The following is a 25,352-nucleotide window of genomic DNA, read 5'->3' on the forward strand; positions in this document are numbered from 1 at the left end:
GTACTCCTGCGATTTGAGAAACGCCGGTTAGGTGTCTAATAAAAGTGAACGATGGGGCAGCCCTAATTAACTTTTGGGCATGTGCTTATTCTTTGAACTCTTTTTACGCCTATCCTGGTGGTTGTGTAGTGTTAGTTTTGCAAGGGTGGTATGCACTTTTTGCATAAAAGATATTTCAGATTATCATTGTTTTTTATCAATGGTTTAATCTGTACTTGAGGTTGAATGTGGCAGGCTTGAAGACGCGAATTATCAATAGGCTGGTGCAATCTGCTGCTCTTGTTACGCGCGGCATGACGCTGGGTGCGCGCGTGGCGGCATTTGATGATGAGAATCGAGTCCTTTTGGTGCGTCATCAGTACCTGCCGGGCTGGTATTTTCCCGGTGGCGGGGTTGATGCGGGCGAGACCATGGCGGAGGCTGCGCGCAGGGAGCTTTCAGAGGAAACGGGGTATGGGTGCGGGCCAGAAGTGACGCTGCTTTCCATGCATTTGAATCGGGTTGGAACTGGTCGGGACCATGTTGGGTTCTTCAAGGTTCGCCTGACAGAGCAGGACCCAAACTGGAAACGACCGGCAATGGAGATAGCGGATTTGCAGCTTTTTGCGCTGGATGCCTTGCCTGATGATGTCACCCCGGCAACGGCGCGGCGTTTGCGGGAGCTTGCCGGTGAAGTGCAGCCTGATCCCTATTGGTAGTTGTTTTTCAAGGGACTACGTGGTGGGCGCTTGCGGCGAACGAATACGCAGGTCCACTTAGTTTTGTGCTTTACGACTGAAAATTTGCGTGGTATTTAAGCGATTGAAATTAAATTTTGTGTGCTCTTGCATGCGAGCTACCGGAATATTGGGGTACGGGCCTTATGGCAATTTGCTGGGAACAGCGACGACGAATGAACGCGCGGGATATGCTCTCGCGTGGTGCTTCGTGCCGTCCTCCTCTCAGTGTGCTCCCAACTTCGGTATAACTGCCTGAGCCACACGGATCGACGGTCTTACTCCTTCGATTTGTGGTGTGTAATATGACAGTTTCAAAATGGCTGGTGCGGAACGAAACCCCAGCAGACTTCTTCCAGATAGAACAGATGCAAGCTGAGGCCTTCGGCCCTACGCGGTTTGAGCGGACGGCGTTCAAAATCCGTGATGGTGTTCCGCAGGCCGCGAACCTGTGTTTTGTTGGCGAGCATAACGGCGAGATTGCCGGGTCTGTCAAACTTACTCCCATTATGATTGGTGCCTGTCAGAGCATGTTGCTGGGTCCGTTGACCGTGAAAGCCTCTTACAAAGGGCAGGGGCTGGGCAGGCTTTTGCTGAAGACGGTTGCAGCTGAGGCCAAGGCACTGGGCGTTCCGTCGATTCTGTTGGTTGGGGACCATCCCTATTATGGCCCGCATGGGTACGAGCAGGTGCCGCATGGCCAGATTACCTTGCCGGGGCCTGTTGATCCGGATCGGTTGCTGATCTTGACGCTGTATGGTGAAGGGATGCCAGCTGGCGCTGTAACGGGCGGGTATGGGAAGCCTGCTCTGGTGGCCAGCACGCAGGTTGAGCCGCAGCTGGTGGATATGCTGCAGGGCACTGCTGCTTTGGCGACCTGACAGGCTGGTTGGAGTTTGCATTACCACATAGGAGCTGCCGCGCTTTATTGGCCCTCACGATACCAAGTGAAAGACAGAAGCCCCAGCAATACCGCAAGGCCGAAGAAGCCGATCAGAAGCGGGTAGCGGTCTATGCCGTTTAAGATGCTGGCGTCTGTTCGCTTGATGCCGATCCAGCCGTTGCCGTGATATTGAGCGGAGGAGCGTTGTGCGATGATATTGGGTACGGACAGGGATGCGCCATCATCGCCGCCAATGCGCAGGACTGCTCCGCCCGTCTGATCTGCTGTACCGGAGAGTTTGTCGGTCGTGGAGACCACTTCCAGAAACTCCCGTGGGTTCGGTGGACCTACATTGATCAGGGCGGTGTGCGCGCCATCAGTTGCAGAATACAGGCCTAGTTCCTCTGCTTTTACGGAGGCGGTCCAATGGCCTGAGGCGTCTTTTGTCAGCTCCAGTTGTTCTGTCTTGCCGGAGGGTGTTGTCAGGGTTACCGGATCAACGAGGTTTGCGAGGGTTTGGCGTTCAGTGAGGAGCGTTGAGCCACGCAGAGACAGGCGCAGGGCTTCTTCCTCCAGGTCCGGTTCTTTCATCAACCAGTGCGCCAGTCTGCGCAGTAGCGGGACATGAGGGCCGCCGCCTTCATAGCCTCTTGCCCAGAGCCAGACGTGGTCAGAGAGCAGGGCGGCAACACGGCCTTTGCCAACGCGGCTGAGCACGAGCAAGGGCTTATCGCCCAGTGCGGTCATGATGGGCTGGCCTTCCTGTACATCGGCGCCTACGAGGCGGAACCATTTGCTCCATTGCGGCGGGCTTTCTTCTGCTCCGGGCAGGTCGCGGGTTACCGGGTGGCGCAGGCCAAGCTCCGATACGTTTGCATAGAAGGGCTCTTCGAAGATCTCGCCGGTTGGGACTGCAGGAAGGATGCGACCAAGTGGGGTTCTGAAGATGCTGTTGGCCTCTGCATAGTCTGGCCCGCCCGCGATGAGCACGGCGCCGCCATTGCTTACGTATCTGGCGATATTATCGAAGTAGAGAAGAGGCAGAACGCCGCGGCGCTCGTAGCGATCGAAGATGATGAGGTCGAACTCATCGATCTTGACGGAGAACAGCTCGCGGGTTGGAAAGGCAATCAAGGACAATTGGTTGATCGGTGTGCCGTCCTGCTTTTCCGGCGGGCGCAGGATGGTGAAGTGGACCAGATCCACGGAGGCGTCTGATTTGAGCAGGTTGCGCCATGTGCGCTCTCCGGCATGAGGGGAGCCGGAGACCAGTAGAACGCGGAGATTTTCGCGCACGCCATCAACTGTCACGAGGGCGCGGTTGTTCAGTGGCGTCAGCTCGCCCTCAAGCGCTTCAACCTCGAACTCATAGATGTTCTGGCCGCCATGTTCGATTTCGACGGCGATCTCTGCCGGATAGCCAGAGGAAATGAACTGCTTGGAGAGAATTGCGCCGTTGCGGCGTACGGTGATTTCCGCACGATTTCCGAAGGGCTGCGGGGTGCCTTCCTCAATGAGTTCCAGCTGGACAACCTGTGTTGAGCCGACCAGTCCAAAACGGGGGGCTTTGGCGACTTTCAGGCGGCGGTCAAACTCGCCGGGGCGGCCTGTGATGAGTGCGTGAACTGGAGCGGAGAAGCCGAGTTTTTCTGCGGTTGCAGGTACATCGTGTATCTGGCCATCGGTTATGAGGATGGCTCCAGCTATTCTTTCTGGCGGCACATCTGCCAGCTCATTGGAGATTGCGGTGAAGGCGCGGGTGCCGTCGCCGTTTTCCATTGAGGTGTCGTTGAGAGTGACCTGACGGACATCAACGTCGTCAAGCGCTTGTAGTTGGTCGACGATCTCCTCGCGCGCCGCTCTTGTGAGCTTTGCGCGGTTCTCCATTTGCTGGCTTTGGCTGTTATCGGAAAGGACCACGACCGTGCTTGGCAGATACTCGCGGTCTTCGCGCAGGACCGCCGGGTTGAGCAGGGCCAGAACGAGTAGCGCCAGTGCCAGTGAGCGGATGAGGGCTCCGCGCATTCCCATGATCATGAGGTAGGCACAGACCAGAGCGATGATCACACCAAGCGCGATTATTGCCGGAAGGGGCAAAAGCGGGTCGATGGAAAGAGACCATGTCATGTGTGTTGCTGTGCTCCGAGTTTCGAGGTCTTCTCGTTACTGTCCAATGCGTTCCAGCAGGGCAGGGATGTGGACCTGATCTGCCTTGTAGTTGCCTGTCATGGTGTACATGAGGATGTTGATGCCAACGCGCGCTGCCATTTCGCGCTGGTTGCCGTCTGCCGGAATGGTTGGGTAGAGGTAGTTGCCCTCCGTATCGATGGCCCAGGCGGCGGCAAGGTCATTGCCGCTGATCATAATGGGGGAAACGCCGTCGCCTGCACGTACCGGACGGCTGCCATCAGCGGTGTTGGCACTTGCCTGCACCCACATGGGGCTCAGATTGTAGCGGCCGGGAAAGTCATCAAGAATATAAAAGGTTTTCGTCAGGACATGATCGGGCGGGACCGGTTCCAGATTTGGAATATCCAGCCCTCTGAGCAGCTGCTGAAGCTTTTGTTTGTTTGGTGAGTTTGAGCCGGTGCCGTAAGCATCTCGTGTATCAAACAAAATGGTGCCGCCATTGCGCATATACGCGCTGATCCGCGACATGGCCTCGGGGCTGGGCATCTGCATCGCCGTATCAATGGGCCAATAGATGATTGGAAAGAAGGAGAGTTCATTGGTCTGCAGGTCTAGGCCAATGGGTACTTCCGGTTCCAAAGCGGTTCTGTCTGACAGCAACCGGGTGAGCCCAAACAATCCAGCACGGCTGATCTCGTCAACTTCCGGCACACCAGTCATTACATAGGCAAGGCGGGTGTCCAGGGATGCATCAAGTGCGAATTGCTCCTCACTGCTTTGTGCCTGCGTTTTGTCCGCGCTTGTGAAGCTCAGAGAGGCGACGAGGAAGAGGAGAATTGCGGCGTGTGTGAACTGGCTGCGGCGTAGCTTGCCGGAGAGCCAGAGCAGGGCGAGGGTGTCCAGCAGAGCCAGAAGGATTGCAATGGAAAAGAACCAGCCGCGTAAATCCAACGGCTTTTCCGAGGGGTAGTCTAAAAGGGTTGCCATGGAAAGGGGCGTCAGGTTGAGCGGGACCAGATTGTCTTCGTCTTCCATCAGGTTGAGCGCGCGCATTGCATCTTCGGTGCCATAAAGGCCGGGAGGTGTTTCGCGAGAGGCATGGGTGGTTGCAAAGTCGCGCTCCAGAATGGGCTGATGATTGGCGGAGGGGGGGACGAGCTTGCCGTAGCCATCAAGCATCTTGAGTAGCGGAAGGGCAGAGGCGGACAGGGCGATGTCGGTGTCGTCATCCGGATTGTAGACTGCTGTTGCCGACATGTTAGTGATTGCCCGCAGCATGTCCACAAACCCGCCGGAAAGGGGCAGGTTGGACCATTTGGTGTCCGGCGTAACATGAAACAGAATGATGGAGCCTTTGCCGTGTTTTTTTGCAGTGACCAGCGGGGTGCCGTCCTTCAGTGAGGCCCAGGTGCGATCCGGGAGGTCTGCGGTTGGTTCGGCAAGGATCTGACGGTTTACTGTGACGTCTGTGGGTAGCGTGATGGCACGGAACGGGCTGTTATCGGAGAAGGAGGCAAGTGGTTGTGGCTCTTTCCAGGAAAGGGAGCCACCCAGCTTGCGATCGCCCATACGAAGGGCAACCGGAATAAGGGAATCTTGCGTTTCTGGGAGCTGTGGGCCAGCGAAACGAATGAGTGTGCCGCCTTTGGAGACCCAGCTTGCAATATCGGCCTCTGTGTTCTTTGGCAGAGTTCCGACTTCTGCAAGAACGAGCACGGAGATTCCCTTGTCAAAAAAGTCGGAGATAGCGGTGGTGATGTCTGTGCTGTTGGCGGGGGGCAGATCTGCGAAGGGGGAGAGCGCGCGTTGCAGATAGTAAAGTGGTGAGAGCAGGGGCTGGGAGCGATCTGCAAACCCACCGGCGAAGAGACCGACCTTGCGGCGGCGCCATTTTTCATCCACGAGGACCGTGCTGCCCGCGCTGGCGTTGCCGAGAATGGCAAGTTTTGTGATGTCGTTACGCAGCTCTGACGGTAGTTCGAGCGAGATTTCGCCGGAATTTTGACCGGCTTCCAGCTCAATTGTTTGTTCTGCAATTGCGCGCTGCTTGCGATCATAGGCACGTACCGTCAGCGTTTCTGCCAAAGGTGCGGGGTGGCGCAGAACGGTGGTCGTCATTGCGCCAGCTGTGTTCTGTAGTTGTTTGAGTGCGTAGACCGGTGTGTCGGACCGGTAGATCAGAAATGAACTCTCACGCACATCAGATGCTCGGGCAATGCTGGCCAGTCCTCTCGCAAAGCTTGTGGTGGATGGTTCTTCTAGTGGGGAAGAAAACCACAGGATCGCGCCGGGTGGGTTCCGCTCCGCCTGCTTTTGTAGTGCGGGGATCAGCTCAGAGCGGGCAGCTTGCCACCCTTGCGGGGTGAGTGCGCGCAGCTGGTCCGCGACCTCTTGCGCGTTGGACAGACGCATGGCCTGTGCTGGGCCATCGGCGGTGGTGACCAGCATGACGGTGCGGTTGTTTTGCGCCGCGCCGTCTACCATCATCTCAGCCATGCGGATCTGGCGTTCCCAGTCTGCGGAGGCATCCCAGCCGTTGTCGACGATGATCCAGAGCGGCCCTGCTTTCGGCTCGGCGATATCCAGCGGTTTCCAGACCGGACCTGCCATTGCAATGATCAGGATTGTTGCGAGCAGGAGACGAAGCAGGATCAGCCACCATGGGGTGTGTTGCGGGGTTTCCTCTTTATTGCGGAGGGACAGCAGCAGCCGCAGGGGCGGGAATTTGACGTGGGCAGGCTGGGGCGGTGTTGTGCGGAGCAGCCACCATAAAACCGGGAGGGCTGCAAGGGTCGCCAGAACCCATGGGGCGGCAAAGCCAATGGGGAGCAAAGAACTGATCATCACAGGGCCCCTCTCATCTTGTGCTGCGGTGCATCTGCCAAGCGGGAGTGCAACAGCATGAGCGGCTCAACCGCTGGGCGATCAGTGTGGTGCAGGGTGTAGCTCCAGCCGAATTTGCGCGCCAGTGAAGTGATCTGATCCTTATGTGCTGCCAGTCTGTGCAAGTATTCCTGCTGCCATGTCTGGGCGCGGCCTGCCTTGAGTTCATCTCCGTTTTCCGGGTCTTCAAACCGGGTAGGGCCGGTGAAGGGGAACGTTTCTTCAATGGGATCAAGCAGCTGAATGAGGTGCCCTTTTGCACCGGTGCTGGCGATGGTTGCCATCCATGTTTGCAGTTTATCCGGTGGGTCGAGCAGATCGGAGAACAGCACGACCTCGGAGAACCGGCGTATTCCTTCCGGGTTCGGCAATGTTGTGTCAGGGACCTCGTGCACCAGTGTTTGCGCGATTTGCTGCATGGCATTGCGGCTGCCCAGTGCTCTTGTGAGACCGGCAAGACCGACACGTTCACCTGCTTCATTCAGTGCATAAGTGAGGGCGAGCATGAGCAAGAGAGCGCGGTCGCGTTTGGAGGCGGTAGCCTGTTTGCTTTGGAAACGCATCGAGGCGGATAGGTCGGCCCAGACCCAGATGGTTTGGGCGGCTTCCCACTCACGCTCGCGCACATACAGATTATCGTCGCGTGCAGAGCGGCGCCAGTCGACCTGTTGGGCGGCTTCTCCAGAAAGGAAAGGACGGAATTGCCAGAAAGTTTCGCCAGGGCCTGCGCGGCGGCGGCCATGCCAGCCGGAGGTGACATTGGCAGCGATGCGCCGGGCCTCGATCAGCAGCTCTGGCAGGGTGTCGGCAAGGGACTGCGCTTCGCCGCTCAAGCCGAAGATATTTTCCTGCATGTCTTGAGGATCGGTCCTCGAAGATAACATATGCGATCCTGTCGGCTGGTGTTAGGCGATGCGTGCTTTGATGTCCCGAAGCAGTTGAGGGATGGTTTTTCCGTCCGCTCTGGCGGCAAAGGTGAGCGCCATGCGGTGCTGCAGAACAGGCTCTGCCAGTGCCATGACATCATCAATGCTTGGGGTTAAGCGGCCATCGGCCAATGCGCGGGCGCGTACGGTCAGCATAAGGGCCTGACTGGCGCGGGGACCGGGGCCCCAGGCGATATACTGGGCGAGGTCCTCAAAGCCGTCAGCTTCTCCGGGGCGGGCAGCGCGGACCAGTTTGAGTATGGCATCCATGACGCTTTCACCAACCGGGATGTGCCGCACGAGTTGCTGCATCTGCTTAAGCTCGTCCAACTGCAAAACCTGTTTGGATTGGGCTTCCGAGGCACCGGTTGTTTCAATGAGAATACGGCGTTCTGCATCAATATCAGGATAGTGCACGTCGATCTGCATCAGGAAGCGATCAAGCTGGGCTTCTGGCAGTGGGTAAGTGCCTTCCTGTTCAAGCGGGTTTTGGGTTGCCAGAACGTGGAAGGGGCTGGGCAGGTCGTGGTGATGTCCTGCGATTGTGACCTGGTATTCCTGCATGGATTGCAGGAGGGCGGACTGGGTGCGCGGGCTGGCGCGGTTGATCTCGTCGGCCATGAGAAGCTGGGCGAAGACCGGGCCGGGGATGAAGCGGAAGGAACGTTTGCCGTCTGGTGCTTCCTCCATGACTTCTGAGCCAAGGATATCGGAGGGCATCAGGTCCGGGGTAAACTGAATGCGGCTGGAGTTGAGGCCCAAGACTGTGCCCAAACTTTCCACCAGCTTGGTTTTTGCCAGACCGGGAACACCGACGAGCAGGCCATGTCCGCCAGCTAGTATGGTGACCAGTGTACGCTCAACAACGCTTTCCTGACCGAATATGGACCGGGCGATCTCCGCTTTTGCCTGTTGGATCTTCTCGCAAGCCGCTTCTGTGCGTGCGACGATATCCTCTGGTTCGGGGGGCATGCCTGTCATACTGGTGTTCATCGCTGCTCTCTTTTTGTCGCGCGTTACAACCCTGCCTGGTTCACACTCACATCATACCCGGTTTTAAAAAAGGTGATCCCCAGCAAATTTATAGGCCTGTGCTTTTCATTGACTGATGAGGTGGGGAGGCACAGGTGTAACTGTGGGTGGGATTGCCAGTTTTGATTGGAATTTCCCCTTGGACTTCCCCGGTTTGGATGGTGACTGGTTTTTGTTGGATCTACCCTAGCGGCATTTTTGTGAACAGATGGTGACTGTGGCTACGAAGAACTGCTTTGCCCCTGAGAATTAAGTGCATTTGGGGCGTTGCCTCGGGTGCTGGTTTTGCTAATCAGTTTTGCGGTATGCGGATCGTGGCCGAAGGATCCGTTTTCGCTTTGTGGCAGAGGCAGTTGCATGGATATCGCAAAGGTATAACTTGGCGCAGGCGTGTGGTGAGGGTAGCGTTAGGGCTTCTGCGACACCATATTACCCAAATAGTGGTGTGTTCAGCGTGACTTCCTGATATTCGATTGAATTTCATCAAGGGGACACGCTTTAGATGTACTGGTGGAATGACCGTGGTAACTGAACTGAAAGAAAAGAGCGCTCCAGAGATTACTGAAATGCCGAAGGGTCTTCAGGCCTTGATCTCGCGTGCGGGGAAATCCAAGAGCTTACCTCCCATCCATCTTTGGAACCCGGATTTTTGCGGTGATCTGGACATGCAGATCAAACGGGATGGCTCGTGGTTTTACATGGGAACTCCTATTCAGCGCGAGGCTTTGGTTCACCTGTTTTCAACTGTTCTCAGGCAGGAAGACGACGGAAAGTTTTATCTGGTCACGCCAGTTGAGAAGATCGGTCTGACTGTCGAGGATGCACCCTTTGTGGCTGTGGAGATGGATATTCACCAGCAAGACGGGGAGCAGGTGGTTACTATTCGGACCAATTGCGGCGATGTCGTCGAGGCTGGACCGGAACACCCTATCCGCTTTGTGCAGCAGGATGAGGATGGGGGGCTGAAACCCTATATTCTTGTTCGTGGCCGGCTGGAAGCGTTGTTTGGGCGGGCGCTGGTGCATGAACTTGCGCCTTACCTGCAAGAGCGGGATGGCCCGCAGGGACGGGTTGTCGGCCTTGAAAGCCATGGCGAATTTTTCGTGGTGGATACGGTTCAGAACCTTGGATTTTAGAAAGATACATTAGGACGGCGCATAATCTTGTCTGAGTTTACGGCAGAAAATTTCAGGTCGCGGGTGATGGATCGGTTGGGTAGCCGGCCCCATGAACCTGCTGGAGACCATATCCTCAATCCGGATCTTGTTGATTATGGCGAGGATCTGGACAGGCTGAGGGATGCTGCTGTTCTGATTGGCATTGTTGATCGCGGTTCCGAAGCCTCCATTCTTCTCACACAGCGGACGGCACACCTTCGCTCCCATGCAGGGCAGATTGCGTTTCCTGGTGGCAAGATTGATGATGATGATGAAGGGCCTGTGGGCGCTGCCTTGCGCGAGGCGCATGAAGAGGTGGGGCTGGATGCCAATCTGGTAGAGATCCTTGGAGATCTTGGACACTACTACACGGGTTCAGGCTATCGGGTGGTGCCGGTGCTGGCAACTGTCAAACCACCATTGATCCTTTCTCCCAATCCGGCAGAGGTGGATGAAGTATTTGAAGTGCCTCTTTCTTTTCTGATGAATCCTGAAAACCATCAGAAAAAAAGCGGAGAATTCAGAGGGAAAACGCGCTATTATTACGCTATGCCGTTTGAGCAGCGTTATATATGGGGTGTCACCGCAGGCATCCTGCGCGTGCTTTATAATAGGGTCTATGCCTGATGATACGAATGCTCCTAACACATGGGTTGTTGTTCTTTGTTCCATTCATTGCCTACGCAGTGTGGGTAATGGTTGTGCGCAAGGCAAAGAGTGATAAGCGCTTTCGTGATGGCCCGTTGTTGTGGTTGAGCATCAGCGGGATCGCTCTTGTCATCGCCAGCCTGGTGTTGCTTGCCGAGACAAGCCATGCGCCGCTTGGGTCGCAGTATCGACCGGCGCAAGTGATTGATGGCGAATTTGTACCAGGCGGACACGAGACCCCCGAACAATGACCAAGTTACAAGAGAGAGGCTGGCTGGACAGTGCCGCTGTTCAGCGTGCCTTTGACGTGCTGGAGCAGGATGGCGATGTTGCGCGGGCGGTTGGCGGAACCGTGCGCAATTCCCTGCTGGGTGAAGTGGTTGACGATGTGGACATCGCGTGCACTGCTTTGCCGGATGTGGTGCTGGCCAGAGCAAAGGCTGCTGGCGTCAAAGCAGTTCCGACGGGTGTTGACCATGGAACGGTGACGTTGGTGATTGACCATCGGCCGATTGAGGTGACGTGTCTGCGTGAAGATGTGGAGACTCATGGCCGCCATGCGACTGTAAAGTTTGGGCGGGACTGGACAAAAGACGCTGAGCGCCGGGATTTCACGATGAACGCGGTTTACGTGGACCGTCATGGTGATCTGTTTGATCCGTTGGGCGGGGTTGAGGATTGTCTGAACCGACACCTGCGTTTTATCGGCGATGCTCGGGCGCGTATTCGCGAAGACTATCTGCGTATCCTGCGGTTTTTTCGTTTCTTTGCGACCTACGGGCGTGGGGACATCAACCCAGAGGGTTATGCGGCCTGTCTTGAGCTGAAGGATGGGCTTGCGCATCTTTCCAAGGAGCGCATTACCAAGGAAGTATTGAGAACGCTAACCGCGCCGCGTACATTGGATGCGCTGGAGTTAATGGAGCAGGGCGGTATTCTGAAGCTTATTTTGGGCGAGGACGCCGACTGTTTGCGCCTGAAGCGCTTACTGCAGCTGGAGGACTTGCCGGAAGCTGCAGCTGACCCTGTGTTGCGGCTTGGTGGGCTTGCGGGGCCGCAGGTTTGTGAGCATCTGCGCCTTTCCAATGGACAGAAGAAGCAGATTGAAGTCGCTGCTGCTGTTGCAGAGGCCTTGCGTTCCTCTGGTCAGAGCACACAGGACTTGAAGGCGCTTCTGGTGGCTCACGGAACTGCCGGTGTTATTGATGGTCTTTTGACTGCGTGGATGTATGGTTTTGTTCAAAGCGAAGCGCAGCTTCGGGAAATGCTGGATTTTGCGCAAGGTTGGGAGATCCCGACATTTCCGCTGACTGGCAAGCTGATGATTGCCGCTGGCATTCCGGCGGGACCGGGAATGGGCAAGGCCATGCGGCTTGCGCAGCAGATTTGGGCGGATGCGGATTATCAGTGTCCTGCCGACCAGTTGATGGCTGAGTTGAAGACTCTGCTTGGCGATAAGGGCAAGAAAACGTGAGCGTTAAACTACGTGGGCATCACCTGCTCTGCATTTTGACGTTTGTGGGCCATGGCTATTCGCGTGCATTTTCGGATAACTACAAGGCAGTGGTTCGGCGTTTGAACGCCGGGGAGCCGGTGGTGCTCGTGGACGGGCCGGATGATATCTGCGCTGCTCTGATCAAGGAAGAAGCCGAGCCGCATTGCTTCAAGTGCAGTGTTACCAAGCGCGATGCTGCTGCGCTTGAGATTGTGGGTGCGGTGCTGGAGCGTCCGCTTGGGATCGGCGAGGAACTGGTGTTATCGGCTGACATGATTGCCCTGCTGCGCGATGCCTATGGCAACGGGAAAATGGAAGCGGCATGTAATGGCTGCGAGTGGCAACCGTTTTGTGATGACATTGCTAAGAGCGGTTTTAAAAAAGGTTTGCTCGGTTAAGTGGATGCTGGGCAAAGACCTTTGGCTTTGCCAAGAAGGTTTCGTACAGGCTCAAATCGTTGTTTTTCCGCATATTTCTGAGTGAAATCTGTTTTCTACTTTTCGGGAACACAATTAGGGCTTCAAATTTAAATAGAATGCCCCCATATGAGACGAACATGAGTTTACAGGCAGGTTTAGGGGTTACATGCTTGCAATGAATAAGTTTCCAAGGTTCTTAACCTTGTTGGTGTTTTCGATTGGTCTGATCTTTGTGACAGCAGACTTTGCAGAGGCAAAGCGTGGCTTTAGTTTCGGTAGCCGTGGCACACGCAGTGCCACAGCGCCGAAGACAACTAATACTGCACCCAAGACTGCTCCGGTTGAGCGGACCATGACACCAAACACCAGCACCAAGCCGGGTACGCAGCAAAATGCTGCCGGCGCTTCTCAGGCGGCTGCAAGTAAGCGTGGTGGTTTATTTGGCGGCGGGTTCCTAGGTTCCATGCTGGGTGGTCTGGCTCTGGGCGGATTGCTCGGTATGCTGTTCGGTTCCGGCTTTGGCGGGATGGCCGGAATGTTCGGTATGATCGTTCAGGCCCTGTTGATCGGTGGCGGTATCATGCTGCTGATGCGCTTCCTGCGTAACCGGAAGCAGCAACAGCCACAGGCAGCAGGAGCTGCAGGTGCTTATGGCCACCAGCCAGAGCCACAGGAAAAACAGAGCTTCAGTTTTAATGATGCCGGTGCGCAGGATGCGCCACGGCGTTCGGGTTCCTCTGGCATTCCAAACACCGGGTTTGGTGGCAGTCAGGCACCTCAGTTTGAGGAAAAGCCAGTCGCTTCTACCGAAGCAGACAACGAGATTGGTGTGAACGCCGATGACTTTGATAAGTTTGAGGAAATGCTGACCACCGTCTGGACGGCTTACGGCTCTGAAGATTACGGTAAGATCCGCGAGATCGCCACGCCGGAGATCATGGGCTACTTCGCTGAGGAGCTGGGCAAGGCTGCATCCAACGGTCTGGTCAACGAAGTGCGCGGTATCAAGCTGCTTCAGGGTGACCTGAGTGAAGCGTGGCGTGATGGAGACAAGGACTATGCGTCTGTTGCCATGCGTTATGAATCCATTGATGTGATGCGCGACCGTTCCAACAATAAGGTTGTTGAAGGCAATCCGGATGTACCGGAAGAGCGGACCGAGATCTGGACGTTTGTTCGCGGTACTGGCGAAAGCTGGAAGCTCTCCGCCATTCAGCAGGCCGACTAAAACAGGTCGGCGCTGCGCTGAGAAATCATATAAGAATAAGAAAAGGGGCCTTGAAAGGCCCCTTTTTTTTGATCGATGGGTCAAGTGCCGCTCAGAGCATCGCGGGGATGCTCTGAGCGTGTTCTCTAAACTGCAACAGAGAGTTTTACGTCGATGTTGTTGCGGGTTGCGTTGGAGTATGGGCAAACCTGGTGGGCTGCAGCAACAACCTCTTCCGCCTTCGCCTGGTCCAGACCTGGGATGGTGACTGCCAGAGCAATTTCCAGACCAAAGCCGCCTTCAGAGCGCGGGCCAATTCCCACTGTGGATTCGACGGTGAGGTCTGCTGGCAAGATGACACCTTCGGTCTGAGAGGCAACGACCTTCATCGCGCCGATGAAACAAGCGGCATAACCGGCTGCGAAAAGCTGCTCTGGGTTGTTACCGTTACCACCTGCGCCACCTAGCTCTTTAGGTGTTGTCAGTGTCACTTCCAGCGCACCATCTTTGGTTTTTGCGGTGCCATCACGGCCACCGGTTGCAACTGCGCTTGTCTCGTAAAGAACCTTAACTGACATAGTATATTCCTCTTTGTTTTTATGTGTCGTGCACAAATAAATCGTCTGCGATATATAGTTAAGAACAATTCTGGAGGGTGTCAATCGAAAAGTGATTTAATCGTGTTCGATTTAATTTGACGGCAATTGTTTGTGTGGGTAAAACGGATCGATTGATAAAACCCAGGACTGGAATGCGGCTATGGCCGAGAAAAAAACAGAAGAATTTCAAGGCTTTGAACTAGATCAGCATTTGTGTTTTGCGATCTACAAGGCCAATCATGCCTTCAATCGTTTCTACAAACCGGTGATGAAGAAGCTTGGAATCACCTATCCGCAGTATATTACGTTGCTCGCTTTGTTCGAAAAGGACGATCAGCGCGTGTCGGAGCTGGGGGAGCGGTTATTCCTCGAGTCGAACACGCTGACACCGCTGCTAAAGCGTCTGGAAGAGATGGGTTTTATTTCCAGAACGCGCTCCAAAGAAGATGAGCGGCAGGTGATTGTCAGTCTAACGGATGAAGGTCGAGGCCTGAGCGATGGGGTGATCGACGTGCAGCACTGTGCCTTTACCAGTCTGGATGCTTCTCTGGAAACCGTGACTGAGCTTGTTGACCAGCTCAATGATATTCAGCGGAAGCTGACAGCTGCCAAAGCAAAGGTGCCCGCTTAATCGTTGAATTTGGTCAGGTTGTTCGGTCTAGAGCTTGTCTTGGGTTTGATTTTTGTCGCCCATCTTTGGGCGTTGCGTGTTGTACCATTTCAGCAATCGCGGCAGATAGGCTGCACTGGCTTTTGACGATTAGGCATCGACAAAATCATAACGTTATTTGACGACGATATTGAATTAGTCAATTGTTGAATAATTATTTTACAGTACTTCTATTTGACATCTAAACACTTTTTATATTTCCCCATTTGGGATTTATTTCGTGTCAATCTGTTGCTGAAGGTATTCGATTAGATGATTTGGAATAAAAATTTGAGGCCAAGCCTAGTAAAGAAGGAAATTGGCGCTTCAAATGCTTATCTCATGTTTATTGGCTCTTTACTGGTAGCGACGGGATATGGGGCGACCTTTGTTTTGAATCGCCACTATAAGAGCTTCGGGGGCAATGAACTTGACACAGGAACCGTATTGCTCGCAGCCATGGTAGGCACTTTTGCCAGTGTCTCCATTGTCGGCTGGTATTCGCGGAAGGTCGGGGCTGCAAACTTGGCTTCGATAGGAGCAGTCTTCCTTGCCATTGGCTTTCTCATCCTTGCGTCAAGCAGCGAAGTTTCCCTTATTGGGGCAATCGGTGGCTGCGCGATTGGTATTGGCTGGGGGGCTTTCTATCTTGCGGCGCCAATGGCACTCTCACAGCGTGTGACCAACGAAGGGCGGTCGTACTGGTTTATGCGTTTTGCAGCATTTCAGATGGCCGGCATAGGCTTCAGCCCCTTTGTCGCAGAGTTGTTTCTGGACAATTTGGGTCTCAGCACCACGGAGTTCTTCTACTACGTTTCCCTTTCTTGTTTGGGTGCCAGTTTTTTGCTGCTGGCTTTTGAGAAACGCGAACCTTTACAAAGAGACACCCGCGCAATCGAGCCCTGGGTCAAATCACTTCCGCGGATTCTTGCAAGTCCGGCGAGATTTCCCATTGTCATGGTTGCTTTGGGGGCCTGTGTGTTCAGCGGTGTAATGACCTACCAATCCTCCTTGGTGGAAGGGACTGGACTTTTCGCAAGTACATTCTTCCTGACCTATGCGGTGACCGTCGTATTTGCCCGCTGGACGTTGGCTGAGCTTATCAGTCGGCTGCCCTCATCAGGCACAGTTCCTGCGCTGCTGGTGGCAATGGTGTTGGGCACCACTCTAATTTTTTGGTTTGAGTTCGGTGTTGCGGCTCAGGTTCTGGCCGCTGCACTTTTGGGATTGGGTTACGGCCTTGTTTACCCGCTCATCCAAGCTCAGGCAGTTAACGACATTTCCGATCCAGCCGATCAGAATGCAGCACTGACTTGGTTTGTGTTCTCATATTTTATTGGGGTCTTCGGGTTCCCGCTCCTGGGCGGCTGGATCATCGTTGCGTTTGGCAAAACAGCACTGATCTCAGTTGTTGTGCTACTGGGTAGTATCGAGTGCTTATTTGCCTTGCTGCGGAACAGGTCCGTACTCACTTCCCAAGCGTTGTCTAAGACCTGAGTTTTGAAGAGACCCAACGTTTTCAGAATTCACACCTAATCGTTTCCGGTGGTTCAGGTGTCGGGAAATAGTGCCTTCTCGAATGGTGCGCGGCCTTGCTCGTCAAACAGCTTGCATAGTTGCTGCACTTCGTCCTTCAGCATAATGAACTGTGAAAAGCCGACCAGCTCTCCGTCAATATGGATGGGCGAGACGGTGACGAACAGGGGCGTGTTGAAGTAGGGATTTGCCACGTAGTGGTGCGGATCTTTTCGGCCATCCTTAAACAGCTGCAGTATGGCATCAAAGCGAGGGTTGGTGATGGGGCGATGGTGATGCTCCTTCACGCTGCGCCCAATATAATCGGGGGCACGGTCCAGATGTTCTGCGGCCCATTTGTTGTAGTAGAGCAGTTTGCCGTCTTTATCGATGATGGAGATACCGACACCTGCCTCTTCCAGCAGGCGGTCCGCCCATGCAGACAACTTCCATGCTTCCAGAATGCGTTTTTCGGTGACTTCCGGCAGTTCGCTGTTTTTTTTTGTCATGCCTACTTACTCGCTGTTTGCCGAAATTCTAGCGACAGCGAGTAAGTAATTGCTTTCAGAAATACTTGGGTTTTAGTGGGCTAGGAGAACGCGGTTGCGGTTTTGAGCTTACGTTGACGTGCCCATAATATGCCCATTGACCCAGCGGTCATGATTACACCCGCCAGAATGGTAATCGGGTCTGGGACAGCCTGTGGCAGGTAGTTGACCTTGTCTGCAATCACCTCAAACAGCAGTGAGGTGAAGGGCAGGGCCGCGATTGTGGCCACATAGTTTTGCCCTCCGACCAGACTGATGGCTTGCATGGACAGGAACATGGAGACACCGCGCAGGGTGATGCCGACGGCGATGGCGGTGAGCCACATGGTCGGGCTCCAGACCTGCGACAGATCTATGAGCGGCAGGTTGCTTGTCCAGTCTGCTACATCCTGTGCCGTGGTTGCAGGGCCGTCCGTGACAAAGGACAGAGCTGCCAAACAGATGAGCATGATCAAAGCGCTGGCGACAAGCATGACGCCGCTGAGGGAGGCGCGCTCATTGAGGTTGTCACCCTGATTTTGCGGGTGGAACTCAGCGATAATAACTGAGGCGACCACTGCGAACTCCGAGAAAATCATCAGATAAACAGCAGGGTTGGAGTAGGTGCCTTCCAGTGAGGAAATGAGCAGTGCAACGCCGAGGATGATGATCAGGTGGCCGGGCAGTTCCAGAAGGGATGGCTTGCGGAGAAACAAAAGGAGAAATGCGAGCGCGGAAAAAGGGACGGAGATAAGGCCAAAAAAGCCCGCGTTTGCGGCACTGATGTAAAGCAGGGAGGCGGTGAAGCAGGCGGCGGAGAGCACTCGGGCAACGCCATAGGCCCAGGTGTACGGGCTTTTGAGCGCCTCTATGGTTGCACCAAGCTTTCGGCTGATGGTGATCAGGAACAGGCCGCCAAACATCAACTGGATGATGGTGAAGATCCATGGATCGAGATTGTAGGTCAGCAGCAAACCCTTGCTGATAACAATAAGAAGCGCCCAACTTACCATAGTGGCAAGGCAGACAATCAAACCTTTGGGGGTCAAGTTTAGTAGTCCTCTCCGATGAATTCGCCGGTGATCTTCAGACCATCAATTCCGGTTTCGCCGTTTTCTTTATGAATTCGCCTCGGGAATGCCCCTGCATGATTGGCAATATGATCAGCAAGTTGCTCTGAATGGGTGACGAGCCAGATCTGGCTTCTTTCCGAGGCTTTGGCAATGACTTTGGCAAGTGGTTCCAGCAAGTCCGGGTGCAGGCTGGCTTCGGGTTCGTTGAGTGCAATGAACGATGGCAGGCGGTAGGACAACATGGCGCCCAGCAGGGCGAGATACTGCAAGGTGCCGTCCGACAGCTCCTGAGAGGGGAACGGGCGGCGGATCTCCGGTGTTTGCAATGCGAAGCGGCAGTCCTGTCCATTGGCCTCGATAATCAGCTGGCTTTGTGGGAAGGCATCGTCCACGGCTTGCTGCAGAAAGTAGGTATCCTGCTGGATTTCCTTCAATGTTGCGAACACGGCTGCCAGATCATTTCCGTCAGATGACAGCGTCGGGGTGGTCACGTTGGGGCTGGGGCGACGCAGCTGGCTGTCGCGGTCACTTCGGAAGGTGTGGTAAAACCGCCAGTCGGCAATGGCGCGGCGGACCAGATCCAGCTCAGGAAACCGACTGCCATCGCGAATGCTTGCGAGCGCTGTTTCCGAGGGGAGCAGCTCGTTTTCATAGTTGATGCGGCTGCCGTCGCTGGTTCGCAAGAAAGCGCTTGGGCCTTTGCGGTTCATCAGCACAACGGATTTGGGGCCAGTCATGAGTGTGAGTTCTTCCTCCCGGACCATGGTTTCAAGAGGAAGAGCAGGCTCGGAGATCGGGTTGGGGAGCCCCAGCTGGATGCGGTAGGAGAGATCGCCCAGATCAGCCCGCAGGATGATGCGCTTTTTCTCATGGGTCTTCAGCTCTCCAGCCCACATGACGCTTTCGACGCCGCCTTCCTCGGAGACTGCACGGGTGATGCGGCCCAGTGCTGCCTGCTGCAGAAGCTCCAGCGACTTGTAAAGATTGGTTTTGCCCACGCCATTGTTGCCGACAAACACGTTGACGGCGCCAACCCGCATGAAGAGCTTATGTACGGACCGGTAATTCTCAATTCCGATCGCCGAGAGTGGAGGCAAGGTCATCTGGTGAAACTTTTTTGATATATCTTAGGTAGGTATGGTTGAGAATAAGCAGGTTAGGTTGTGATTGTAAATTGAACCGTGCGGTTCGTACACTGGAAATTCACGTTTTGTTCTCGCGCAGGTTCAAACGCGAATTTGTGTTTGGACCGGAGCACTCAAATTGTCGTATGGTGTGTGTTTCGCGTATTTCGCCTGAAGAGCACTGTCTGTTTGCGGGAATGCGTTTAAGAGGAAGGTTTCAATGTCTGTTCGAAATTCTGAAGGTATGCGACAGGAGTCCGATAGTTTCGGAGTGCTGGACGTTCCCAGTAACAAGTATTGGGGCGCACAAACCGCACGGTCTTTGATCAACTTTCCTATTGGCCGTGAGCGTCTTCCCTCCGCACTTATTCATGCGCTGGGTGTGGTGAAACTGGCTGCTGCCAAGGTGAACATGGATGAAGGGCGGTTGCCCGAGAATCTGGGTAAGGCCATTTGTCAGGCGGCGACGGAAGTGATTTCCGGCCGGATGGATGACCATTTTCCGCTGGTGATCTGGCAGACGGGCTCCGGCACGCAGTCGAACATGAACGCCAACGAAGTGATCGCAAACCGAGCGATTGAGTTGCTGGGCGGGGAGATTGGAAGCAAGTCTCCTGTTCATCCCAATGATCACGTGAATATGGGGCAGTCCTCCAACGACACATTCCCCACTGCGATGCACATTGCGGCGGCCTGTGAGATCAACAAGGTGCTGCTGCCTGCGCTGATTCATCTGCATGATGCGCTGGAAGCCAAGGTGGCGGCCTTTGCGGATATTGTGAAGATTGGCCGCACGCATACGCAGGACGCCACGCCTTTGACATTGGGGCAGGAGTTTTCCGGTTATGTGGCGCAGCTGGAGTACTCCAAGGAACGTATTGAGCAGAGCCTTGTCGGGCTCTATCGCCTTGCACAGGGTGGCACGGCGGTGGGAACCGGCCTCAACTCAACGCCTGAGTTCGCCGAGGCTTTTGCGGCGTGTGTTAGCTCGGTTACAGGTGTGCCATTTGTGACGGCAATCAATAAGTTTGAAGCTCTGGCAACTCATGATGCGGCGGTGTTTACCCACGGCGCACTGAATACGCTTGCTGTTTCTCTTATGAAGATTGCCAATGACATTCGCTTCCTGGGCTCCGGTCCGCGATCTGGTCTCGGGGAGCTCAACTTACCTGCCAATGAGCCGGGGTCTTCTATTATGCCGGGGAAGGTGAACCCGACCCAGTGTGAGGCCATGACAATGGTGTGCGCGCAGGTGATGGGTAATCAAACTACAGTGAGTATGGCAGGGGCGACCGGGCACTTTGAGCTGAACGTGTTCAAGCCTGTGATTGCCAATAGTCTGTTACAATCTATCTCGCTGCTCGCGGACAGTATGCGGAGCTTTGCGGATCGCTGTGTTGTTGGCATTGAGCCGAATATTGAACGCATTGAAGAGCTGATGGAGCGCTCGCTGATGCTGGTGACAGCACTTGCGCCGACCATTGGCTATGACAAGGCAACGGAAATTGCCAAGGCCGCGCACAAAAACGGGACGACCCTGAAAGAAGAAGCGCTTCGCCTTGGGTATGTGACCGCAGAAGAGTTTGACAGTGTTGTACGGCCTGAGAAGATGGTCAGGCCGGGGTAGGGCGGTTGCCCACGCCGAAACCAACATTCGTGTCAGAATGCTAGCGTTGCTATCTTGAGATATTTATTCGCTCAATAAGTGCGATGTCGCTTATTTTTAGGCGCTTGATGAGTTCAGGTTCTCCGCTCTGAAGAGAATATTGCCACAAGGAATACTCACCGCGCTCGAGCTGTATGTATCTAATGGTCGTGTCGTCAATGAATACGGGCATAGAAAGATTGTTGGCGTTGCCAGTTTCCATCGGGGCAAACACCTCGACAACACTTTTGGTCTGCACATCGGCAATAACAAATACATAAACGTAGCCACGGGTCTCAGATCGGCTTGTGGCGGCTTCAAAAACGAGGTGCCTCCCGTCGGGAGACAGTGAAGGCCTTAAGTTGGGTTTGGTTCCGTAGGAGATAAAGGGTTCTGTTATGGCTTCAACTAGATCTTCAAACTGGTTATCACTGTTCAGAGTGGCTAAATAGATCTCGCTTTTAAAGCGGCGAAACCTGCTATCCATCTGAAATGCGACACGGCGTCCGGCAACACTAATTGGTGCCAGCACAATTGCATTAATGCCAGTTAGCTTTTCGGTGGCTTTGGTTCGTTGATCAAAAAGATAAAATTCAAAATCGCGATATCCAACAAAGACAGCCTTGGGCGCAAAAGGATCGGCCATGTTTGAGGGTGTTCCGCCGGAGAATAGAATATTGCCATCTGAGAGCTCTGCGGAAGCTCGGATATTTCCGGGAAAGTCAAACTGTCGGTCACAGCTGTCGTTTGTTATGTTGCATTTGTAAAGGTGGCTCACAAAAGTTCCGGTGTTGGCATCACTATTGGTGGGGTCACTGTTCAAGCGTGGGTTTGCAGCAAGGAATATCTGGTCAGCGTTTTTACCAAAGTGCGGAGACTGAATTCCTTTTTCTGACGCAGTATATAGCTTTGTTTCATCTGTTTTTGAATTGTAAAGGACCATACCAGCCTCCCCCTTGGCGAGGACGTGGAAAAATGCAAAATATGTCTTGTTGGCATCAAAATGAAACCCGAAAGCAATTTGCTTTGGGACAGCATTTGCTCCGTAATCCTTCCATAATACAAAGGAGCAGATGATCAAGATTGCAAGAGATAGAAGAGCTATAGATAGATATGTTCTGAATGCAGAGGGCGAAGGCTTATCAGATTTGGAGGACTGGACCATAATAAGAGTATTCCTCAAAAAATAGCTGGACTGAAAGCAAGTAGTCCGGTCGATCAAAAACAAGAATCTATTTATTGCACTCAAAGAAAAACTTTGAACATGATCGCGTGAGCGATCTTCTGGCAAATGTATAAAACAATCGCATTGGGTAAGACGTTTAGCCATACTGGCATCTTCAATGTCACGTAATGTTATGCCTTCAGCTACCCAAGAATCCCCCAAGCAAATTTTGATGACGGTACTTGAAAGTTAGCAATAAGCGCAACTGGATATTTGGTATGCCAATCAATGTAAACTCTTGGGGTGGGCGCATGCAAAGTACTTTCATCACAATAATCGTGTCGCAACTGCTGAGGCAGGTCATTGGAACGGACGCAACCGTGTGTTGACATCCTGCATTTCTAGCACCTATTGTCGTGGCAGGTCGGCAGTTCCCTAGGCGTCGCTGCCCCGGGAGGGGAGCTAAACCTGCCAGTCACTTCGACAGTAATCGACATTTATGTCCGATGCCGCTTTGTAAGTCAGCGACCACGAAAATCAGATGCGGCCCAAAAGGATTTTGCTATGTCGAGAGTCCCGGTCCCTTTAAGCGCGCCCGATGTTTCCCAGTTTGCACGCAGTGTTGCCCGTCAAATAAAATCCCGTGGCAACGCGCCTTCGCATGTGGAGCTGATGAATATGCTTGCCAAAGCAGCGGGTTTCCAGAACTTCCAGCATATGAAGGTGGCACACACTGCGGAGCGCCGTGTTGATACGCCTCCAGTTGCGGAAGTGGTTGATCATCGGCTGGTGGGGCGTGCTCTGAATCAGTTTGACGAAAGTGGGCAGTTGGTGAGTTGGCCGGCCCGCCGACAAGTGCAGGTGCTTTGCCTGTGGCAGTTATGGTCGCAGATACCTTCAGGCACATCCATGAGCGAGAAGGAAGTCAGTTCGCTACTGAATGCTATCCATCGCTTTGCCGATCCAGCTCTTCTGAGGCGAGAGTTGTTTTCGCTCGGGCTGCTGCATCGCAAGCGTGATGGTTCTGATTACAGACGACAGGAACAGAAGCCCCCTGCCGAAGCGCGTGAGTTGAATGGGCGTTTGAAGGCAAGGCGGTTGGAAAGCAGTGCGGGCAGCTCTGCGCTATCGTTCATTGTGAGGCCGAGCGCTTAAGCTGGCTGTACCTTGCAATCAGTCAGAAGGCTTCCCGACCTGTCGGCCGGGGAGCTTGTTGTGGTTGGTCTGCTTATGGCCACTTTACGATGGGTGGCATGGAGGACAGGATGGAGGCGACGTTTCCGCCTGTCTTGAGGCCAAAGATGGTGCCGCGGTCGTAGAGCAGGTTGAACTCCACGTAACGGCCACGGCGGACCAGCTGCTCTTCGCGCTGTTCGTCTGTCCATGGGGTCAGGAAGTTCTTGCGGACCAGCTTTGGATAGATGTCGAGGAAGGCGTTGCCGACAGATTTGGTGAAGGCAAGGTCTGCGTTCCAGTCGCCGGTGTTGTGGCGGTCGTAGAAGATGCCGCCGATGCCGCGTGCTTCGTTGCGGTGTGGCAGATGGAAGTACTCGTCACACCATTTCTTGAAGTGGTCGTAGTCTGCGCCCGGATGGTCGGCGCAGGCTGCTTTCATGGCCTCGTGGAATTCGACTGTGTCCGGATCTTCCTGTGTCCGGCGGGCGCCAAGAACAGGCGTCAGATCTGCGCCGCCGCCAAACCACTGCTTGGTGGTGACCACCATGCGGGTGTTCATATGCACTGCCGGTACATTTGGGTTGTGCATGTGAGCGATCAGGGAGATGCCGGAGGCCCAGAAGCGTGGGTCTTCGCTGGCGCCGGGGATCTGGTCGCGGAATTCGGGGGAGAACTCGCCATGGACTGTGGAGACATGAACGCCGACTTTTTCAAAGACGCGGCCATGCATCAAGGACATGACGCCGCCGCCGCCGTGCCCACCGCTGTGATCGGTGCGTTCCCATGGGGTGCGCTCAAAGCGTCCGGCTGGCTGGTCCGAGAGGGGCCCATTTGTCTCTCCGACTTCGTCTTCCAGCTTTTCAAAGGCGTTGCAGATGTTGTCGCGCAGCTGGCTAAACCAAATGGATGCTTCTTGCTTTTTGTCTTCCAGATCAGCTGGAAGGGTGTTTTGTGTCTCGCTCATCGTCCCTCCTTGAGCGCAAAGCGTTCTTTGCTGCTCTATGTAATGGAGGGGCACTGAGAAGTACAGGTGAGGCAGCGCTGGGCGCTGGACTATTCCTGTCTCTCAAGGATGACGGGATAATTCGCTGGCTGATCGTAATTGCCATCGCACTCAGGTTTGGCGCGGTACTCAAGCAAGTAGGGGTAGCCTTGTGGGGTGAACCTGTGGACCTCATAGGTCCCGCAGTCTCCAAGGCCAGTACCCTTCATAAAGCTGGTCAAATCTCCGGTCTTGATGTCCCAGACACCGTTGAAGACGACCTCGGGATCATCGTTGGGTACACTTGGGGGACGCTCAAAGGCCAGCAATGCTGCTTCGTCCGGGTCTCTGGAATCCAGGTGGACGTAGAGATGGGCATCGTTATATGGGGTCATGGAACAGGAAAATTCCAGCACCTGTACGAACTCATTGAACGTCAGGCGGTGATGGCCTCTCGTCTCGTAGTCTTCTCTCCAACTGCAGGGGTGAGCTGCATTTAGCATGTCTATGTAGTGGTTCAGGATTGTCGGATCATTTTCTTTTACGGGTTGAACGGGCTCGGCTTGTGTCGGGCTGGTCAGAAGGGCCGCAAAGATAAAAGCAATGCTTGGATACACGTATCTGGGCATGGTGGCCTTCCTCGTTGACTGGTCGTGTCCTGTCACAGAATGCCGCCTAGCCATTACGCTTGCCTAAAAACTCTTGGTTTAAATGTGTTTACCGGCAAAGGGAGGGCTTTAGCTGTTGGCTTGCCCGGTTACATCATCGGGTAGACCAACGGATACTCGGTGGGTTCGCGGAATTTTCCGTCACAGGTGTGCTTGGCGCGATATTCCACCAGTTCCAGATTGCCTTGTGGCGTGAAGCGGTGGACCTCAAACGAACCGCAGTCTGACAATCCGCGATCTACCGTGAAGCTAGTCAGAGCGGCGCGATTATGATCCCAGAAGCTGTTGAAGAGGATGTATTTGCTGGTGATCGGCTGTCCCTTTGGCCGGCGCAGAGCAACGAGTTTTGCCGGTTGGCTGCGGTCTATGTATTTGCGAACGTACAGGTTTGCCAGATTGTGCAGGCCGACGGTGCAGGAGAACTCCAGGACCTGAATGCCATTGCCAAGGTCGTAGAGGTTATACCCGTTCCGTTTGTGTGCATCATACCATTTGCAGGGGTATATCTGGTTGAGCAGGTGTAGGTGGCGCTCCAGTTCCGCCTCATCGAAGCGGCGGGGATAAAGTATCGGCTCAAGCGGAGCCCCTGCCAAAGCGGGCAGGGGGATCATGAGAACGCATGCGCTGCGCAACAGATGAGCAATTTTTCTTGTGATACTTTCAAACATCGCAGAAAAAACCTAACCAGCGCAAAGCAACGCATTTAGTAACGTAGCCAGTCTAGGTTGTGTCT

24 protein-coding genes are annotated in these 25,352 nt (G+C 54.4%); 12 read left to right on the forward strand and 12 right to left on the reverse strand.

What is annotated here, in order from left to right:
* The first annotated feature begins 227 nt into the window (after positions 1-227).
* On the forward strand, positions 228-698 hold the full coding sequence (locus IE076_RS09090) for an NUDIX domain-containing protein (RefSeq protein ID WP_244649647.1): 471 nt from the start codon (positions 228-230) through the stop codon (positions 696-698).
* Positions 699-1,021: 323 nt separating this feature from the next.
* A complete protein-coding gene (locus tag IE076_RS09095) occupies positions 1,022-1,597 on the forward strand; it encodes a GNAT family N-acetyltransferase (RefSeq protein WP_189436474.1) in 576 nt (191 codons plus the stop codon).
* A 44-nt stretch (positions 1,598-1,641) separates the two neighbouring features.
* On the opposite strand, the gene IE076_RS09100 is transcribed toward IE076_RS09095, so the two are convergent.
* From IE076_RS09100 to IE076_RS09115, 4 genes are read right to left on the reverse strand one after another with little or no spacing between them, the layout of a single operon-like run.
* Positions 1,642-3,726, reverse strand: coding sequence for a hypothetical protein (locus IE076_RS09100; protein ID WP_189436475.1), 2,085 nt, complete (start codon positions 3,724-3,726; stop codon positions 1,642-1,644).
* A 36-nt stretch (positions 3,727-3,762) separates the two neighbouring features.
* Positions 3,763-6,573, reverse strand: a complete 2,811-nt coding sequence (locus IE076_RS09105; RefSeq protein WP_209008991.1) for a DUF4159 domain-containing protein — start codon at positions 6,571-6,573, stop codon at positions 3,763-3,765.
* Complete coding sequence (locus IE076_RS09110; protein WP_189436476.1) at positions 6,573-7,496, reverse strand: DUF58 domain-containing protein; 924 nt, start codon at positions 7,494-7,496, stop codon at positions 6,573-6,575. Before IE076_RS09110 ends, IE076_RS09105 begins: the two co-directional genes overlap by 1 nt.
* Positions 7,497-7,517: 21 nt before the next feature.
* Complete coding sequence (locus IE076_RS09115; protein ID WP_189436477.1) at positions 7,518-8,531, reverse strand: AAA family ATPase; 1,014 nt, start codon at positions 8,529-8,531, stop codon at positions 7,518-7,520.
* A gap of 554 nt (positions 8,532-9,085) precedes the next feature.
* Between IE076_RS09115 and IE076_RS09120 the strand changes: the two genes are divergently transcribed.
* From IE076_RS09120 to IE076_RS09145, 6 genes are all read left to right on the forward strand, one after another.
* Entirely contained in the window at positions 9,086-9,706 is a 621-nt protein-coding gene (locus IE076_RS09120; RefSeq protein ID WP_189436478.1) for a DUF1285 domain-containing protein, read from the forward strand.
* A gap of 27 nt (positions 9,707-9,733) precedes the next feature.
* Positions 9,734-10,354 carry a CoA pyrophosphatase gene (locus tag IE076_RS09125; protein ID WP_189436479.1) on the forward strand — a complete coding sequence of 207 codons (621 nt, stop codon included), beginning with the start codon at positions 9,734-9,736 and terminating at the stop codon, positions 10,352-10,354.
* A complete protein-coding gene (locus tag IE076_RS09130; RefSeq protein ID WP_209008992.1) occupies positions 10,354-10,626 on the forward strand; it encodes a DUF6111 family protein in 273 nt (90 codons plus the stop codon). The genes IE076_RS09125 and IE076_RS09130 overlap by 1 nt, the downstream gene beginning before the upstream one ends.
* Positions 10,623-11,849, forward strand: a complete 1,227-nt coding sequence (locus IE076_RS09135) for a CCA tRNA nucleotidyltransferase (protein WP_189436480.1) — start codon at positions 10,623-10,625, stop codon at positions 11,847-11,849. Before IE076_RS09130 ends, IE076_RS09135 begins: the two co-directional genes overlap by 4 nt.
* Positions 11,846-12,268: a DUF1284 domain-containing protein gene (locus IE076_RS09140; protein WP_189436481.1), complete on the forward strand. Its 423-nt coding sequence runs from the start codon at positions 11,846-11,848 to the stop codon at positions 12,266-12,268. Before IE076_RS09135 ends, IE076_RS09140 begins: the two co-directional genes overlap by 4 nt.
* 196 nt (positions 12,269-12,464) lie before the next feature.
* Complete coding sequence (locus IE076_RS09145) at positions 12,465-13,517, forward strand: TIM44-like domain-containing protein (protein WP_209008993.1); 1,053 nt, start codon at positions 12,465-12,467, stop codon at positions 13,515-13,517.
* A gap of 125 nt (positions 13,518-13,642) precedes the next feature.
* Here the strand turns inward: IE076_RS09145 and IE076_RS09150 are convergent, their stop codons facing one another.
* On the reverse strand, positions 13,643-14,074 hold the full coding sequence (locus IE076_RS09150) for an organic hydroperoxide resistance protein (RefSeq protein ID WP_189436483.1): 432 nt from the start codon (positions 14,072-14,074) through the stop codon (positions 13,643-13,645).
* A 181-nt stretch (positions 14,075-14,255) separates the two neighbouring features.
* On the opposite strand from IE076_RS09150, the gene IE076_RS09155 reads away from it, so the two are divergent.
* Positions 14,256-14,726 (forward strand): MarR family winged helix-turn-helix transcriptional regulator, encoded by a 471-nt coding sequence (locus IE076_RS09155; RefSeq protein ID WP_189436484.1) that lies wholly within the window; start codon positions 14,256-14,258, stop codon positions 14,724-14,726.
* Positions 14,727-15,035: 309 nt separating this feature from the next.
* Complete coding sequence (locus IE076_RS09160; protein ID WP_189436485.1) at positions 15,036-16,241, forward strand: MFS transporter; 1,206 nt, start codon at positions 15,036-15,038, stop codon at positions 16,239-16,241.
* 53 nt (positions 16,242-16,294) lie between these two features.
* Here the strand turns inward: IE076_RS09160 and IE076_RS09165 are convergent, their stop codons facing one another.
* The 3 genes from IE076_RS09165 to IE076_RS09175 all read right to left on the reverse strand — a co-directional run bounded on the left by IE076_RS09165 (position 16,295) and on the right by IE076_RS09175 (position 18,962).
* Positions 16,295-16,768, reverse strand: coding sequence for a PAS domain-containing protein (locus IE076_RS09165; RefSeq protein WP_189436486.1), 474 nt, complete (start codon positions 16,766-16,768; stop codon positions 16,295-16,297).
* A gap of 80 nt (positions 16,769-16,848) precedes the next feature.
* A complete protein-coding gene (locus IE076_RS09170) occupies positions 16,849-17,835 on the reverse strand; it encodes an EamA family transporter (RefSeq protein WP_189436487.1) in 987 nt (328 codons plus the stop codon).
* 2 nt (positions 17,836-17,837) lie between these two features.
* Positions 17,838-18,962, reverse strand: a complete 1,125-nt coding sequence (locus IE076_RS09175; RefSeq protein ID WP_189436488.1) for an AAA family ATPase — start codon at positions 18,960-18,962, stop codon at positions 17,838-17,840.
* A gap of 241 nt (positions 18,963-19,203) precedes the next feature.
* Between IE076_RS09175 and fumC the strand changes: the two genes are divergently transcribed.
* Positions 19,204-20,610 (forward strand): class II fumarate hydratase, encoded by a 1,407-nt coding sequence (fumC, locus tag IE076_RS09180; protein WP_189436489.1) that lies wholly within the window; start codon positions 19,204-19,206, stop codon positions 20,608-20,610.
* A gap of 49 nt (positions 20,611-20,659) precedes the next feature.
* On the opposite strand, the gene IE076_RS09185 is transcribed toward fumC, so the two are convergent.
* On the reverse strand, positions 20,660-21,793 hold the full coding sequence (locus tag IE076_RS09185) for a TolB family protein (protein WP_189436490.1): 1,134 nt from the start codon (positions 21,791-21,793) through the stop codon (positions 20,660-20,662).
* A gap of 564 nt (positions 21,794-22,357) precedes the next feature.
* On the opposite strand from IE076_RS09185, the gene IE076_RS09190 reads away from it, so the two are divergent.
* Positions 22,358-22,948, forward strand: coding sequence for a DUF2087 domain-containing protein (locus IE076_RS09190; RefSeq protein ID WP_189436491.1), 591 nt, complete (start codon positions 22,358-22,360; stop codon positions 22,946-22,948).
* 73 nt (positions 22,949-23,021) lie between these two features.
* Here the strand turns inward: IE076_RS09190 and hemF are convergent, their stop codons facing one another.
* From hemF to IE076_RS09205, 3 genes are all read right to left on the reverse strand, one after another.
* A complete protein-coding gene (gene hemF, locus IE076_RS09195; protein WP_189436492.1) occupies positions 23,022-23,933 on the reverse strand; it encodes an oxygen-dependent coproporphyrinogen oxidase in 912 nt (303 codons plus the stop codon).
* Positions 23,934-24,022: 89 nt separating this feature from the next.
* Positions 24,023-24,580 (reverse strand): DUF1176 domain-containing protein, encoded by a 558-nt coding sequence (locus tag IE076_RS09200; RefSeq protein WP_189436493.1) that lies wholly within the window; start codon positions 24,578-24,580, stop codon positions 24,023-24,025.
* 128 nt (positions 24,581-24,708) lie between these two features.
* A complete protein-coding gene (locus tag IE076_RS09205) occupies positions 24,709-25,287 on the reverse strand; it encodes a DUF1176 domain-containing protein (protein ID WP_189436494.1) in 579 nt (192 codons plus the stop codon).
* Positions 25,288-25,352 lie beyond the last annotated feature (65 nt).

The sequence above is a fragment of the Pseudovibrio japonicus genome (assembly GCF_014651595.1).
Taxonomy (GTDB): Bacteria; Pseudomonadota; Alphaproteobacteria; order Rhizobiales; family Stappiaceae; genus Pseudovibrio; species Pseudovibrio japonicus.